The sequence below is a fragment of the Paractinoplanes polyasparticus genome (assembly GCF_019710575.1).
Classification (GTDB): domain Bacteria; phylum Actinomycetota; class Actinomycetes; order Mycobacteriales; family Micromonosporaceae; genus Actinoplanes; species Actinoplanes polyasparticus.
In genome coordinates this window covers 23,357-37,151 of the sequence record NZ_JAHWFK010000057.1, presented here as the reverse complement: position 1 = coordinate 37,151, position 13,795 = coordinate 23,357, and the positions used below count along the sequence as shown (strand labels likewise).

Genomic DNA, 13,795 nt, shown 5'->3' with positions numbered 1-13,795 from the left:
CGGGCAGGGTCATCGCGGCGGCCTCCTCAGACGATCCGCAGCCGGAGTTCGGGAACGGGGACGGCGCCGCCCTCGACGACGGCGACGGTCACTGTGAAGTCGCGTCCGGCCGGTTGCCAGCCCGGCCCGGACGCCGGGTCCAGTTGCCCGGTGCGGCCGGCCGGGACGGCGACGGTGACGGCGACGTGCGGGGCGGGCAGCGGGTCGGGCAGCACGTTGACCCAGGCGCCGTCGTCTTCGGTGCGGTATGTGTAGAGCGCGCTGTCGACGGTGACGGTCAGCCCGGCCAGGCCGCGCCCGTCGGGATCGAGCACGGCGCCGCGCAGCAGGGACGGTCCGGAGCGGCCGGGGCGTACGGTGATCCGCTCGAACGGATAGCCGATGCCCGGCGTCAGGTCGACCCGGGTGGGCTGCCCCTGGCCGGGCACGAAGCTCACCACGGCCGCCTGGAACCCGGGACAGGTGGCCCGGACCTCGACCACGCCGGTCGAGCGGGGCAGCCGCCGGATCACGAGGGGCGGCCCGGCGTCGACGATCTGGTCGGCGAAGGTGGCAAAACCCGACCGGGTGCGCCCCGTGCGCAGCTCCCAGCCCACCGGTTCGATCCGGCCAGACGGGGCGACCACGGCCCGTACGGCGAACCGGACCGGACCGGCCGGGACCGCGGCCACCCCGTCGGCGTTCTGCCGCTCGCGGTAGACGTCGCGGACGTCGAACACCGCCGCCGGACGGTGCACGCGGCGGTCGGCGGCGGCCGGTCCCGCCGTCATCGCGCCGCCACCAGGCCCGGATCGGGCGTCCAGGCCCCGCCCACCTCGACCACCGGCACGGCCGTCTCGGTGCGGGCCGAGTCGAGCCGGGTGACCTTCACCTGATAACAGACGCTCAGCCGGTACGGCTCCCGCAGCGCCTGCCACACCTGGGAGATCTCGTCCAGCGACCGCCGGAACAGGGTGATCCGCAGCTGCTCGTTGACGCCGTCCGGGTTGCCGTCGGTGATCCGCGCGGTCCCGGTGTCGTGAAACGTCTGCATCGCCTTGCCGAGCAACAGGTGGTTCGCCTCGCCGGAGGCCGCGAACGGGGTGAGCAGGTAGTAGAGGTCCAGCGCGAGCGGCGTCATCTGCACCGAGCCGTCGGCCCGGCGGACCGGCGCGGCGTTCTTCAGGTGCTCGTCCTCGCTCACGTGGTAGAGCCACAACGACATCCGGCGCGCCGAGTCCTGCGCCGTCTCGGCCGGGTTCAGGAACACGATCGCGTCCTCGGTGGCCACCAGCGGCCGGGTGATCGGGTCGGCGGCGATCGACGTCCACAGCAGACGGCGCAAGCCTTCGCTCGCGACCGCCAAGACCCGGTAACTGCTCATGGCTGACGACTGTCCGCGCGGCCCGTCACGCCCTCGTCACACGGCCGTGAGACGGCCACGAAGGTGACGCCGATGCGACGCGCGGCCGGGCACGCTGCTGTCCGTCCGATCCGCGGAGGGACGCTCATGGGTCTGCGTAAGGAAGCCGGAACGCTCGGCGGCGCCGAGGCGGCCGCGCTGCGCTCGGCGTTCGCCCGGGCGTACGGCATCCGCGACGAACGCGGGCACGCGTACTTCGCCGGGCTGCACGGGTTGCCGCTGCCGAGCTGGTGCGCGCACGACTCCCAGCTGTTCCTGCCCTGGCACCGGGCGTACCTGTACTACTTCGAGCGGGCGCTGCGGGACCTGGAGCCGTCGGCCAACCTGGTTTGGTGGGACTGGACGACGGACCGGTCCCACGCCGAGGGGGTGCCGGCCCTATTCCGGCGGACCGCGGCCTGGTCGAACCGCAACCCGCTGGCGACCGGGCCGGTCCCGTTGAGCCCGGACGACCTGGGCCGGTTCCGGGCCGACCCGCGCAACGCGGGCGCGCTCAGCGACGGCGACCCGCCGTGGACCCTGCGGGACCCGGACCCGCCGGACGAGCTGCCTCGCGCCGACACGATCCGGCGGGCCCTGGTCGCGCCGACCTTCACCGACCTGTCGCTGCTGCTCGAGGGCATCCACTCCAACGTGCACGTGTGGGTGGGCGGGGCGATGACGCTGATCTCGGTGGCCGCGTATGACCCGCTGTTCTGGGCGCACCACGCGATGATCGACCGGGTCTGGTACCTGTGGCAGATCGGCCGGTACGGCAAACCGCCGCCCCCGGCCCTGCTCGGCCGGGCGTTGCCGCCGTTTCCGATGACCGTGGCGCAGACGCTCGACCTGGCCGCCCTGGGCTACGGCTACGCCGTCGAGACGGCCGGGTGAGCGCCGTGACCGCCTACGACGAAACCACCCTGAACGACGCCGGCACGGCCCGGATCGTCGCGCTCGCCTATGCCGGGGCCGGCGACAGCTTCACCCGCGCCGACCTGGTCTTCGCGGGGGTCGACCACGCCGGTTCCTCGTACGAGGTCCGGGTCTTCCTCAACCGGGTCGACGTCGCGATGGACACCCCGCGCGAGCCGGCGGCCGGGTACGCGGGCCGGATCCACGTGTTCGGCCACGGCGGCTGCTTCGGCGACCTCGGCCACTGCGACGTGCCCGAGCTTAGCCTCGACCCGACCGACCTGCGCCCGCCGCACCAGCTCACGCCGCTGACCACGTTCCTGACCGTCACCGAGCCGCTGCGCCGCCTGCTCGGCGCCGGCGCGGGACTCACCACGGTGACCCTGCTGCCGATCGGGCGGCCGCCGCGACGTGCGGACCGGGCGCCGGATCCGGAGCTGTTTCGGTTCCAGAGCGTCGACCTGCAGACATACCGCACCCCACCGGACCTGGCCGACGGATGACTCGCCGACCGATTCACAGAGAGAAGGACCGATGACCAGCTCGTCCTCCGCCCCTGATCCGCGTTACGGCAGCGGGCCGCGCCGGTATGAGCCGCAGTCCGCGCCGACCCCGGCTCCCACATCGCGGGCCCAGGGCCAGAGCTACGGCCCGCCCGACCCGAAGTATCCGGCCCCGACACCGGATCCGACGCCCGGATACCCGTCGCCGGGCCCCACCCCGACCCCGGATCCGACACCCGGATATCCAGCTCCGGGCCCCACCCCGACCCCGGATCCGGCACCGGGTTACCCCGCGCCCCCGTCGGCCCCCGGCTACCCCGAGCCGACTCCGACCCCCACCCCCACTCCGACTCCGGATCCGACCCCGCCGGCGAAGAAGTGCCCGCCGTCGTCGGACTGCGACACCGAGGCGATCGACGACATCACATGCCAGGCGCAGGCCGACGCCGCCCGGGCCGAGGAGTGGAAGGCCAGCGCCGAGGCCCGGGCCAGGCGGCAGACCGCGTTCGACACCACGCGCGGGTTGTACGACGTCGCCCGCGTCACCGCCGAGGCCGCCGCCGAGAAGCAGAAGGAGGTCATCGCCGAGCTGCTCTGCCAGATCCACCTCAACACCGACGTCACGAAGCGGCTCGACGACGCGTTCGGGCAGGTCATGGACTGCATCGCCGAATGCCCGGACGACAGCGGCTGCGGCGTGCCCGACGACTGCGGTTTCGGCGGCGACTGGACCACCGACCGCATCGCCGACCTGCGGGCCCGGGTCGAGAAGGTCGAGAAGTACTTCGACGACGTGCTGGTCAACGAGCCGAAGGCGCTGGGCGACAACGTCCAGGCGGTGCAGAAGCTGATCGACGACCTGACTACCGCGATGAAGGCCGAGGTCAAGGACCCGAAACGCTGGTACGTCCAGGCCCGGGAGGCCGAATGGGCGCGCGTACGGATCACCGGCCGGTTCGCTGATCAGAACGAGTTCCAGAACTGCCTGTGCCGCGGGCTGATCTGCTCGCTGGAGGGCCGGCGCAAGCTCGTCGAGCTGGTCGGGGACAAGAAATACGAGGAATGCAAGGAGAAGGCCCGCCAGGACCGCTGCGACTGGCTCCGCAAGAACGTCGTGTCCGAGACCTTGGCCACCGCGACGCTGCTGGAGAAGAAGACGGCGAGCTGACCGCCACCGGCGACCTGCGGAGGGCACGAGATGGATCGGGCAAGCGACATATCGCGTACGGCGGTGTGCGTGGTCACGATGCGGGTCGAGCGCGGCCGGTTGCTCATCAGCGTGCTGATCAACCCGGACGTGCGTAACCGCACCCAGGAACGGCGGCTGGTCGCGGCCGACCCGGACGACACCTGCCGGATGATCCGTGACACCGCCGAGGTCCTGCTCCAGGATTCGGCCCGCTGATGGGGGCGGCGCGGCTCGTCGACAACGCGTAGCCGACAGCGGCGGAACAAGGAGGTTCTTTTGTCGTACGGTCCCACCTCGTCAGCGCCTCCACCGTCCTCGTCCAACCCGCGGCGACGGATCGTCGTCATCGTGCTGGCGGTGCTGATCATCCTTCTGGCCTTGTTGCTGTTCGCCTTCTGCCAGCCGTCGGACACGCCGGACGACGCGGGCGGAACACCAACCCCGTCCATCACGACGAGTCAGGTCGCCCCGCCGACGACGGTGCCCCCGACGACGGTGCCCCCGACCACGGTGTCCCCGCCGGTTGTCCCGCCCGACAGCCCGCCTCCGGACACCCAGCCTCCGTCGGACAACCCGCCGTCCGGCAACCCGCAGCCGAGCGAGTCGACCAGCGTGGCGCCGATCCCCAGCGGGGCGCCGGAGCTGGGTGGCGGCAGCACCGCGGCCGGGTCGCCGTCCGTCGCCCTGCTCGCGGCCGGAGCAGCCGCCCTGCTCGCGGCGTTGGTGCTCGTGCTGCTGCCGGTTCGCCGCCGCGCCCGCTGATGCGGCCCGGCACCGCCCGCAGGCTCACGGCCGCGGTGCTGGCCCTCGGCGGCGCCGTCATGGTGGTCGCCGCCCTGCGCCCCGCCGCGGCGGAGGTGCGGCGACCGGACGCGCGGCAGTCGGAGGCGCGGCCGTCGGATGCGCGGCAACCCGAGGCACGGCAACCGGAGGCGTGGCGGCCGGACGTGCGGCGACCCGAGATGTGGCGGCCAGACGCGCGGCCACCGGGCACGGCGGTGCCCGCGCCCAGTCGGGTGCGGCCCGAAAGGCCGTCCCGCCCCGCCCGGCCGGCGCGGACCGCGTGGCCACGGTCGGCGCCGGTTCATCTGAGCATCCCGGCCATTGGTGTCGAGACCGCGCTGACGGCCGTCGGTCGCCGGCCCGACGGCACGGTTGAAGTGCCGCCGCTGTCCGACGACGCGCCCGCCGCCTGGTACCGGCCGCTGGCCAGCCCGGGGGAGACCGGCTCGGCGGTGATCCTCGGGCATGTGGACTCGGCCGGCGACGGCCCGGCCGTGTTCTTCGGCCTGCGGGAGCTGCTGCCCGGCGATGCGATCGCGGTCCGCCGGGCCGACGGCGAGGTGGTCAGGTTCGCCGTCAGCCGGGTGGTCACCGTGCCCAAGGACGAGTTCCCGACGAACGCCGTCTACGGCCCCGCCGACCGTCCGGTTCTCCGCCTGGTCACCTGCGGCGGCCATTTCGATCGCGAGCGCCACCGTTACCGCGGCAATGTCATCGTCTTCGGCGAGCTGTGGCATCCCTGATCCGATCATCTTGCGTCCCGCTGTTGACACCCCATACGGAAATCGATTGTCTTCGAAATTGACGGAGGGGCGCCCCGGTGTCGTGGTTCTCTTGGCAACTGAAGATCTTCGACAAGCCGGGCGGCGTGCCGGTCGCCTTCCGTGCGGGCGGGGCCGCGACGGCGGGCTGGCCCACCGCGAGCGTGCCGCACACGTGGCAGCCGGACTTCATCGACCATCCGATGTTCCGCAACATCCCGTCCGACATCGCCCCGGACGACCCGCCGAAGGTGCCGCGCGACGTCAACCCCACCGGCGCGTACGTAAAAACCTTCGACCTGCCCGCGAGCTGGTCCGGCGGCCGGGTGTTCCTGCGCTTCGAAGGCGTGACGAGCAACTACCTGGTCTGGGTCAACGGCGGCTACACCGGCTACGACCAGGGCGGCTACACCCCGGCCGAGTCCGACATCACCGAGCGGCTGAAGCCCGGCCGCAACACGATCGCCGTGCAGGTGCACCGGTGGGGCAGCGGCGCCTACATCGAGGACGTCGACCAGTGGCGCTACTCCGGCATCTTCCGCGACGTGTGGCTCTACCGGACGAACGAGGAGCGGCTGCAAGACGCTTATATCACCACCGATCTGGACGCCGACTATTGCGATGCGAACCTGCGCGTCGCCGTCCAGAAGACCGGCGGGGCGCAGACCAAGGGGACGCTGCTCGACGCGAGCGGCCGCGCCGTGACCACGATGACCGGCGACGCCACCCTGACCGCGCTGATCAAGAATCCGGCCAAGGTCGCCGTAGACGAAGAGCAACTACGCCGTCAGAGCCCAATACCCGATCAGCGGCTCCACCATCGACCTCGTCATCATCGGCGACAACGGCCGCCTCGCGGTCGAATGCGTAACCCCTGACCGGCCCACCACCCCCTAACACATACGGGAACGGCTCCAGCGCGACCGCGAACTCGAACGCGCCGGCTGGCAATTCATCCGGATCAAACACAGCGGCTACCTCACCGACCCCGAAGCCGCCCTACGCCCGGTCTGGGCGGCGCTACGACGCCGAGGCATCGACCCGCGAGCCCTCCCGCACACCGACCGCACGGCTCCCATATGGGAAGCCGCGCCACTGTCCACCGACGAACAAGGAACCGACGACGACCGCCGGCCGCCTCCGCTACGAACTGAACCGCCGAGGAGTACACCCCGCAGTCATCCGCTACTGCGACGAAGAACTCATCCGTCAGTCGCTGTTCCACGCCGTCTTCGAGGCCACCAAAGGAGTAGCACAGCGACTACGCCAGATGTGCGGCCTCAACACCGACGGCAACGCCCTCGTCGAGGCCTGTCTTCTGCCCAGGATCGGTACGACACTCATGCATATCAACGGGTACCAAAGTGTCTCCGACACCAGCGAGCAAAACGGCTTCGTTAATCTCATCAAAGGCATCTTCGGCACATTCCGCAATCCGCCGGCGCACACCACCCGCGCGACCGGACTCTGGAATCTGACCGAAGCGGACGCCCTCGACCTGTTCTCCATGCTGTCGTTCGTGCACCGCCGCCTCGATGGCACCCGAGTAATTCCCACCATATAACGTCAGAACATTCCATCGGTGGCGCTCCCGTCGGTCACCCGCGCTGATCACCCTGGTCTGCTCCCCTCGAAGCAGCGCGGTGCGCCTCCGGTCAGATTGGCTCTGCCCCTGCCGTTCTCCAACAATGGTGGCTCGGCGCGGCCATTTGACCGGGCGGGTCAGCTTGGTGCGTCGTCGGCGGGTTGTTGGCGCTCTGGTCGGTCGTGGCGGCGCTCACCTGCTTGACGCCGAGCACTCTCGGTGCGCGGCCGCCGCTTCAGGCGCGTCCCGGGCGGTCCTGGCGGATGGACGAGAGCCAGACGTCCAGGGCGATGGCTTTGTCGGGACCGATCCCGGCCACCTGTACGGCCGAGCCGTCCGATCGGATCAGACGCACCGTGTCTCGGGTGCCCTGTCGATGTATTCGGTGGCCGGTGTAGTCGGCGTACGTGTGGAAGCCGGCGGCAGCGAGGCGTTCGATCAGCACGGGGCCGATGCCGTGCGGCGGCCGTTCGGCGATTCTGATAGCCGGGGTGGTACGCGGCTTACCGGGTGCGGTCAGCGACACTGACGGCCGGGGAGGCGCCTGGGTCGGCTTCGGCTTCCGCGGAGGCGGATTGGCCGGGATGCGCTGGTCCGGGCGGGCGAGCTGGTCCGCATGCTGCCGGCCAGCACCTCGCAGCTCGGGCTCACCGGCGGCGAGCCGACCCTATACGGCGACGGGCTCCTCGAGCTGCTTGCCCTGATCCGCTCGCGTCTGCCCGACACCGCGGTGCACATGCTGTCCAACGGCCGGCGCTTCGCCGACGCCGCATTCGCTGAGCGCTATGCCGCGGTCGGCAATCCCCGGCTGATGGTCGGGATCCCGTTGTTCGGCCCGGAGCCCGGCCGCCACGACTTCGTAGTCCAGGCCGACGGAGCCTTCGACGAGACGGTCACCGGGATCCTGCGGCTCGGCGAGCGGGGCCAGCGCATCGAGATCCGCGTGGTCCTGCAGAAGCACACCGCGCCGGCAATTATCGAGATCGCTGAGTTCGTTGCGCGCAACTTGCCGTTCGTCGAGAAGGTGGCGCTGATGGGCCTGGAGGTCACTGGCTTGGCCCAGGCCAACCTGGACGATGTCTGGGTCGACCCGTACGACTATCGCGCCGAGCTGGCCGAGGCGGCGCTGCTGCTGCGGCACGCTCGGGTGCGCACCCAGATCTACAACCACCCGCTCTGCGTGCTGGAGCGGCAGGTCCGTCCGCTGGCGGTGCGCTCGATCAGCGACTGGAAGAACGAGTACCTACCCGCCTGTGAACCCTGCGGGTTGCGTTCCGAATGTGGGGGTTCTTCGTCTCTTCCCGGGACCGCCGCAGCGAGCACATTAAGCCGCTGGCTGCGCAGTCGAATTGAAGCGAGCCAGCCGACGAGGACCTGCTGGTCGATCGGCACCACCGGCTCGTACAGCCGCTCATGCAACCACGCGGGATCTACCCGATGACCTCGGGCCGGTCCGCCGCGCCGTCTACTGCATCAGCGAGCCGGTGAACCTCGATGCATCGTTCGATGCCATGCGCTGGCAGAGGTACTGGAACCGGCCCAACCAGTAGCGGTTCTCCGGCCTGTCCCCGTAGGAGGTCATACGGTGCCCAAGCGAATCCGACGGTAACGCCACCCGCAGCGGTTAGGGCCCTGAGAGCTGAAACCAGCGATACGAGCGGATGTGCCGGCGCCTGATCCCCACTGATGGCCGGAAGCTGTTAGCGCAATGCAATCACCCTCGGAGGAAGCCTCGGCACTACATTAAGACTGACGTCCCAATGTGCCGTTCCCTCGCCGGGATAGTTCGGTCGTCCGCAGCGGCACCACCATGGCTGTGCGCGGCCCTCGTCTGCCTGCGGCGGCCAGAAGTCGAGCCGTAGCTTTCGCCAGGCAGATTCCTTACGATCCGGGGTCCAATCCTCTACCCAGACCTTCCACTCGCCATCGGGTGAGCCTAGAGGAGTGACAGTGCATGTGGTGTGCAAGTTTCCATTGTCTGCGGTCGCTGTCGCGTGAACGAGGTACTCGCGATCGAGCTTGAAGAGGTAGACCAGTCCTCGGTTCTGCTTGTTGTTCGCCCGAGGCTCAAAGCGCTCGACGACCGCAAACACCGGACCTCCGACGCTCACGCCTTGCGCGACCTGTTCGGCGTCCTCAAGGCCCAGCGCCGGGTACTCGCCAATCCACTTACACGGATTCACATCGGCAGCGCCAACCCGAGCACCCCGGCCGCGTTGACCGGCGAAGCGCTACAAGCCATCGGCGACGCGGCCAAGAATGCCCCAAACCTGCAGACCGTGGTGGCGCTCGTCGGCGTCCATGCCTTATGCCCACATCAAGTCCGCACCCTGACGCTCGAACAGATCGATCTACCTGACAAGCGCATTGACCTGGGAACCGCTCGACGGTGCCTGGACCCGTTCACCGCCGCAGCGCTGGCCGCCTACCTGAACTACCGGCATCAGCGCTGGCCAGACACCGGAAACCAGCATCTCCTGCTGACGCGCCGCACGGCCCACGAACGCGGACCGGTCAGCACCTACTGGCTCACCAGCCTATTCGACGGCCTGCCCGCCACCGCGGCCCAACTCCGCGAAGATCGCATTCTGGAGGAAGCGCGAGCCGCCAACGGTGACCCGCTGCACATCGCCGCGATGTTCGGCCTCGCCGCCAAGCCCGCCCAGCGTTACGCCAAGACCGTCTGGCGTGAGCCCGGATAGGGGCCACCTACCTGCCGTGACCAGGATCTAGGAGTCGTCCCTCGGGGAATCGAGGCTCAACACATCCTTGATCTTGTCGTTCGTCAGCGGCACATACTCGCCGTCCACGACATGACCACCACCGAAGATCTTGGCGAATAGCTCAGAGGTCTCGTTGTCGAGGATCGAGACCTCTGCCGTGAGCATCTGGTTAATGGTGTTTGTGACTTCGCGAGCGGTGAGCTTCTGCATCGCGATCTTCAGTTCGGGAAGACTGGCGTCGTCTTCGACGTCCGCGTTGGACAGGGTCCGCATCCTGTCGGCGATGATCGCCGCCGCCATCAGAATCTCGAGGAGATACTGCTGAGATTCCGCGCTGCTGATGCTGGCTCGACTGCCTTCCAGCGCGACGTCAACCTCCCGGCAAAAGGCCTCAGCGGCCGCAGTCGGAACGCCAGGAGCAGCAACCTGATCCTGGCGCGTGATCCACTTCCACCCCGTCCGGGCGGCGGGAAGCGCTTCGTCGCCCCACCAGCGTCTTATACGAGGGGCGGCAGCGACCCCGCCAATGAAGCCTGTTGCAAGGAGAATAGGCGCTCCGATTGCTAGCACTTTGCGCAGATCGACCTTCGAAAACTCGGCTTGTCCCAAGATCCCGTTGTCGCCCAGAAAATACCCACGGAACGAGCCGGGTGTGTTTCTCGAAGACACGAGGTCGATGTCGTCCGGCTTGAAAGCCCGGTATAGCTCCCACCAGCTCATTCGATTCCCCGGTCGATCTCGGCCCAGTCTGCAGGCGAGGCTACCAGCCGTGATCTAGGGGCTACCTACACGAACTCGCAGGTCCCAAGTCTCGGGGTCGGCCAGCCGCCACAGCGCCCGGCTCAGGTCGCGGACGAGGTCGTCGAATCGGGTCGCGAGCCGCCATTTCTCGATGGTCCGATAGAGGAGCGACCTGGACGGCTTCTGCAGCACCGTGTCGGGTAGAAGGACGTTCTTGGTGGCTAACGCCCGGTCGAGTCCTCGGTGCAGGGCGCTGGCGAGCACCGGCAGCCGGGCGGCGAGTAGGCGGCGATGGAGTCGCCGAGCCTGGCCGCCCCGAATACCGTCGATAAAAGGAGTGCGGCGGTCGTCGCGTCTCCCTCTGGCAGGATTGTCCGATGGGGAGCAGCTATGACCTGGACAAGCTGCGCGGACTGATCGAAGTTGCCGCCGACAGAATCGCTCACAGCGGTCGTGTCCAAGACGTTGTCGAAGGACTCGCCAGCGTGGGTCTGCCCGATCCGCCCGAGGGCGACACCAAGTCGAAGACGGCAGCCGCCAGCGTCGCGGCCACGCCCGACCACCGGCTTCCGGAGATCGCGCAGCAGATCCTCGACCGCGGAGAGCGACCGGACCTCCGCAACGCCCTGCAGGACACGCTGTGGGCCGCCGAACCAGCCCCCGACATTCCTAAACGCCTCCGCCGCGAGATCGCCCGCGACCTCGACCTGCAGCTGTACCTGCCCGGCTACGAGCACCTCAAGGAGATGTTGAGCGAACTGTGGGACCTGGGCGTCGATCCATTCGGCGGAATGTTCGCCAACGACACGAGTATCGGCGGGCAGATCGACCAGCACGTGAGGCGCAACCCGGGCGACTGGACGGCAGAGGACCTGTTCGAGAAGCTCGGCGCGTTCGACGCGCTCAACAAGCGGTTCGCCCGGTTCCTTGAGGGTCTCGTTTCCGGGGACGTGCTACTCGACGAGCCCGCACAGCACACCATCGCGGAGTCGATCAACCGGCACCTGGAACGAGCCGGGCTGCGGCTGAGCGAAACCGGCGAACGCGACGGCTACCCGGTCTTCGATCTGATGCAAACCCGAGCGCACAGTGGTCTCATCAAGAATCTGTTCTTCGCCTCGGTGGGAAAACCGGACTTACGCATCAGCGACCTGCTCGAGAACAAGATCGAAAACGTCCGCGACGATCGGATCCTCATGTACGAGCGGCGGATCGCTCCAGCCGACGGACTGCGTTGGCGAGACCTCGAAGCCTGGTGGCAGGAAACCCGGGGGTTCGGCGCAGACGAGGCGAAACGGACTCTGTGGCAGCGGCTAACCCGGAGCCTGCCCGCTTTCTCACCCCCGCAGCACCATCTGTTCGAGCTCTACCACGAGATCCACGGGGACCGCGTCTACGACCTGCCGGCCTTGCTGCCCGAGGTCTGGCTGCACTGGGACCCGCTGCTGCTCAAAGAACGCGGCGCCGAAGCGATGGCCAACCTGTGGATGGACTTTCTCATGCTGCTGCCCCGCGGCCATCGCATCGTGCTGGAAGTCGACGGCAAACAGCACTATGCGACCGGCACGCGCGCCGATCCCACCGTGTACGCCACGACCATGCACGCCGACCGTGACCTCAGGCTCGCCCGCTACGACGTCTTTCGCTTCGGTGCAGCTGAACTGAGCGACAAAGCGCGGGCCAGGCCAATGCTCGCCGCCTTTTTCGCCGACCTGTTCCACAGCTACCACCTCTAAACCTGGGCGATGAACGGCGGAGGCCAACAGCATCGCGCATCAGCGGGTGATCCGTACCGAGCTCGGCGCGGCGCCCACCCGATAGGTACTCGGCTTCTGGCTCGGCTCTTAATCGCCGGCGGATCTGCAACCCCGGCCAGCAGTCCCGTTCAGCGCTCATCGCGGTCGACCTAGACGTCCGTATTGCCGGTTGCGGCGACCTTGTCGGATCTCCACGCAACAAAAGCCCTCAACAAGTAAATGGTGGTAGCGGAAGCCAATTCTGGCTTCCTCCGTCGCACCCGCCGCATGTTCCCCGTCGATCGGGGACAATGACCGTTGCGGCGAGCGATCAGGCGTTCCCGCTGTGGATGGCAGAGCCAGCTAGTGCCTCGTCACGCGGCCTTGAATGGGTAATCGGGGTGGCGGATCTTTGAGTTGGTGGCGTATCCGGTCTTTGGTCGGGCGCGCTGGTTGTGCCAGCGGATGTAGTCACCGATCGCGGTGTCTTGCTCAGCGTGGGAGCGGTGGTCGGTGCCGTTGAGGGCGAAGTAGCGCAGAGCGGCGAACTCGGCTTCGATCCAGTTCAGCCAGGAGCTGTAGGTCGGCAGGAACACCAGCTCAACCTGGTTGGCCTGGCACCAGGCCCGGACGGTGGGGTGTTTGTGCGGGGAGAAGTTGTCCAGGATCAGGTGCAGTGTCTGGTCTGGCCAGCGGCGGCGCAGGCTTTTGAGGAAGTCGAGGAACTCGCCCGAGCGTTTGCGATCCCGGATCCGGTAGTGGATCTTCCCGGTGGCCAGGTCGAGGCTGGCGATCATGTGCCGGACACCTGCGTCGCGGTGGTAGGTCGCCCGGAGCCGGACCGGTTGGCCTTGCGGTTTCCAGGCTTTGCCGGGCCGGGGTTGCAGGTTCAGCGGCCCGAACTCGTCGACGCAGACGACCCGGCCGCCGGCCGGTGGGTGGTCGTAGAGGTCGAGGATCGTTCGCATCTTCGACGTGAAGTCGGGGTCGTTGCTGGCTTTCCAGGTCTTCGACGTCTGCCAGGTGACGCCGCGTTCATGCAGGATCCGCCGGACGGTCTCGATGCTGATCGTCTCGACGTGCCCGGCCTCGATCAGGTAGTCGCGCAGCTTGGAAAGCGACCAGCCGGAGAACGGCCGGCCCAGGAATCGGGGGTCACACCGGGCGATCACGCAGATCCAGTCTCGGGTCTGTTCACTGATCTTGTTCGGTGTGCCCCCGCTCCATTTTGGGTCCAGCGCGTCGAACCCCCGTTCGTTGAACGCGTGGATCACATCACGGACGTAGTCGTCGGTGGCCTTGAGCAGATGCGCGATGTCAGGTGCCGGCTGGCCCTGGGCCGACATCAGAACGACGATCGCCCGCCGCAGCTTGACCGGATGTTTCGCGGTCCGCGTGATCTTCTGCAGCCGCTGACCTTCGGCCATCGACAGCGCTCGCACGAACACTTCCGGGCGTCGGCCCACCCGGCACCACCT

At 68.4% G+C, this 13,795-nt stretch carries 17 protein-coding genes; 11 read left to right on the top strand and 6 right to left on the bottom strand.

Translation table 11 applies throughout. From position 1 onward, the window contains the following. Window positions 1-26: 26 nt before the first annotated feature. Both KXC43_RS42810 and KXC43_RS42805 read right to left on the bottom strand, forming a co-directional pair. Window positions 27-770: a hypothetical protein gene (locus KXC43_RS42810; RefSeq protein WP_221382008.1), complete on the bottom strand. Its 744-nt coding sequence runs from the start codon at window positions 768-770 to the stop codon at window positions 27-29. After that, window positions 767-1,363: a Pvc16 family protein gene (locus KXC43_RS42805; RefSeq protein WP_221382007.1), complete on the bottom strand. Its 597-nt coding sequence runs from the start codon at window positions 1,361-1,363 to the stop codon at window positions 767-769. Before KXC43_RS42805 ends, KXC43_RS42810 begins: the two co-directional genes overlap by 4 nt. A gap of 126 nt (window positions 1,364-1,489) precedes the next feature. Here KXC43_RS42805 and KXC43_RS42800 point away from each other — a divergent pair, with 126 nt between their 5' ends. The 8 genes from KXC43_RS42800 (at window position 1,490) to KXC43_RS53005 (ending at window position 7,096) form a co-directional block, all read left to right on the top strand. Further along, window positions 1,490-2,275 carry a tyrosinase family protein gene (locus KXC43_RS42800; RefSeq protein WP_221382006.1) on the top strand — a complete coding sequence of 262 codons (786 nt, stop codon included), beginning with the start codon at window positions 1,490-1,492 and terminating at the stop codon, window positions 2,273-2,275. A 5-nt stretch (window positions 2,276-2,280) separates the two neighbouring features. Continuing rightward, the gene (locus tag KXC43_RS42795) at window positions 2,281-2,799 is read left to right on the top strand and encodes a hypothetical protein (protein WP_221382005.1); all 519 of its coding nucleotides are present in this window, start codon (window positions 2,281-2,283) and stop codon (window positions 2,797-2,799) included. A gap of 31 nt (window positions 2,800-2,830) precedes the next feature. Continuing rightward, window positions 2,831-3,967 carry a hypothetical protein gene (locus KXC43_RS42790; protein ID WP_221382004.1) on the top strand — a complete coding sequence of 379 codons (1,137 nt, stop codon included), beginning with the start codon at window positions 2,831-2,833 and terminating at the stop codon, window positions 3,965-3,967. A 30-nt stretch (window positions 3,968-3,997) separates the two neighbouring features. Beyond that, a complete protein-coding gene (locus KXC43_RS42785) occupies window positions 3,998-4,204 on the top strand; it encodes a hypothetical protein (RefSeq protein ID WP_221382003.1) in 207 nt (68 codons plus the stop codon). 60 nt (window positions 4,205-4,264) lie between these two features. Further along, window positions 4,265-4,750, top strand: coding sequence for a hypothetical protein (locus KXC43_RS42780; protein ID WP_221382002.1), 486 nt, complete (start codon window positions 4,265-4,267; stop codon window positions 4,748-4,750). Continuing rightward, window positions 4,750-5,514 (top strand): class F sortase, encoded by a 765-nt coding sequence (locus tag KXC43_RS42775; protein ID WP_255645788.1) that lies wholly within the window; start codon window positions 4,750-4,752, stop codon window positions 5,512-5,514. The genes KXC43_RS42780 and KXC43_RS42775 overlap by 1 nt, the downstream gene beginning before the upstream one ends. Before the next feature lie 77 nt (window positions 5,515-5,591). Then, window positions 5,592-6,410, top strand: a complete 819-nt coding sequence (locus tag KXC43_RS42770; RefSeq protein WP_221382001.1) for a sugar-binding domain-containing protein — start codon at window positions 5,592-5,594, stop codon at window positions 6,408-6,410. Beyond that, window positions 6,407-7,096 (top strand): TIGR02391 family protein, encoded by a 690-nt coding sequence (locus KXC43_RS53005; protein WP_308129519.1) that lies wholly within the window; start codon window positions 6,407-6,409, stop codon window positions 7,094-7,096. Before KXC43_RS42770 ends, KXC43_RS53005 begins: the two co-directional genes overlap by 4 nt. Window positions 7,097-7,352: 256 nt before the next feature. Here the strand turns inward: KXC43_RS53005 and KXC43_RS42760 are convergent, their stop codons facing one another. After that, window positions 7,353-7,562: a hypothetical protein gene (locus KXC43_RS42760; RefSeq protein WP_221382000.1), complete on the bottom strand. Its 210-nt coding sequence runs from the start codon at window positions 7,560-7,562 to the stop codon at window positions 7,353-7,355. Window positions 7,563-7,733: 171 nt separating this feature from the next. On the opposite strand from KXC43_RS42760, the gene hxsC reads away from it, so the two are divergent. Together hxsC and KXC43_RS42750 are read left to right on the top strand one after the other, a co-directional pair. Beyond that, on the top strand, window positions 7,734-8,558 hold the full coding sequence (gene hxsC / locus KXC43_RS42755; protein ID WP_221381999.1) for a His-Xaa-Ser system radical SAM maturase HxsC: 825 nt from the start codon (window positions 7,734-7,736) through the stop codon (window positions 8,556-8,558). 553 nt (window positions 8,559-9,111) lie between these two features. Then, window positions 9,112-9,819 carry a hypothetical protein gene (locus tag KXC43_RS42750; RefSeq protein ID WP_221381998.1) on the top strand — a complete coding sequence of 236 codons (708 nt, stop codon included), beginning with the start codon at window positions 9,112-9,114 and terminating at the stop codon, window positions 9,817-9,819. A 27-nt stretch (window positions 9,820-9,846) separates the two neighbouring features. Here the strand turns inward: KXC43_RS42750 and KXC43_RS42745 are convergent, their stop codons facing one another. Beyond that, on the bottom strand, window positions 9,847-10,560 hold the full coding sequence (locus tag KXC43_RS42745) for a hypothetical protein (RefSeq protein ID WP_221381997.1): 714 nt from the start codon (window positions 10,558-10,560) through the stop codon (window positions 9,847-9,849). A 54-nt stretch (window positions 10,561-10,614) separates the two neighbouring features. Next, window positions 10,615-10,845 (bottom strand): hypothetical protein, encoded by a 231-nt coding sequence (locus KXC43_RS42740; RefSeq protein WP_221381996.1) that lies wholly within the window; start codon window positions 10,843-10,845, stop codon window positions 10,615-10,617. 113 nt (window positions 10,846-10,958) lie between these two features. Between KXC43_RS42740 and KXC43_RS42735 the strand changes: the two genes are divergently transcribed. After that, the gene (locus KXC43_RS42735) at window positions 10,959-12,317 is read left to right on the top strand and encodes an AbiJ-related protein (RefSeq protein WP_221381995.1); all 1,359 of its coding nucleotides are present in this window, start codon (window positions 10,959-10,961) and stop codon (window positions 12,315-12,317) included. Window positions 12,318-12,691: 374 nt separating this feature from the next. On the opposite strand, the gene KXC43_RS42730 is transcribed toward KXC43_RS42735, so the two are convergent. Continuing rightward, window positions 12,692-13,783 carry an IS630 family transposase gene (locus KXC43_RS42730; protein ID WP_308129517.1) on the bottom strand — a complete coding sequence of 364 codons (1,092 nt, stop codon included), beginning with the start codon at window positions 13,781-13,783 and terminating at the stop codon, window positions 12,692-12,694. Between the last annotated feature and the right edge of the window lie 12 nt (window positions 13,784-13,795).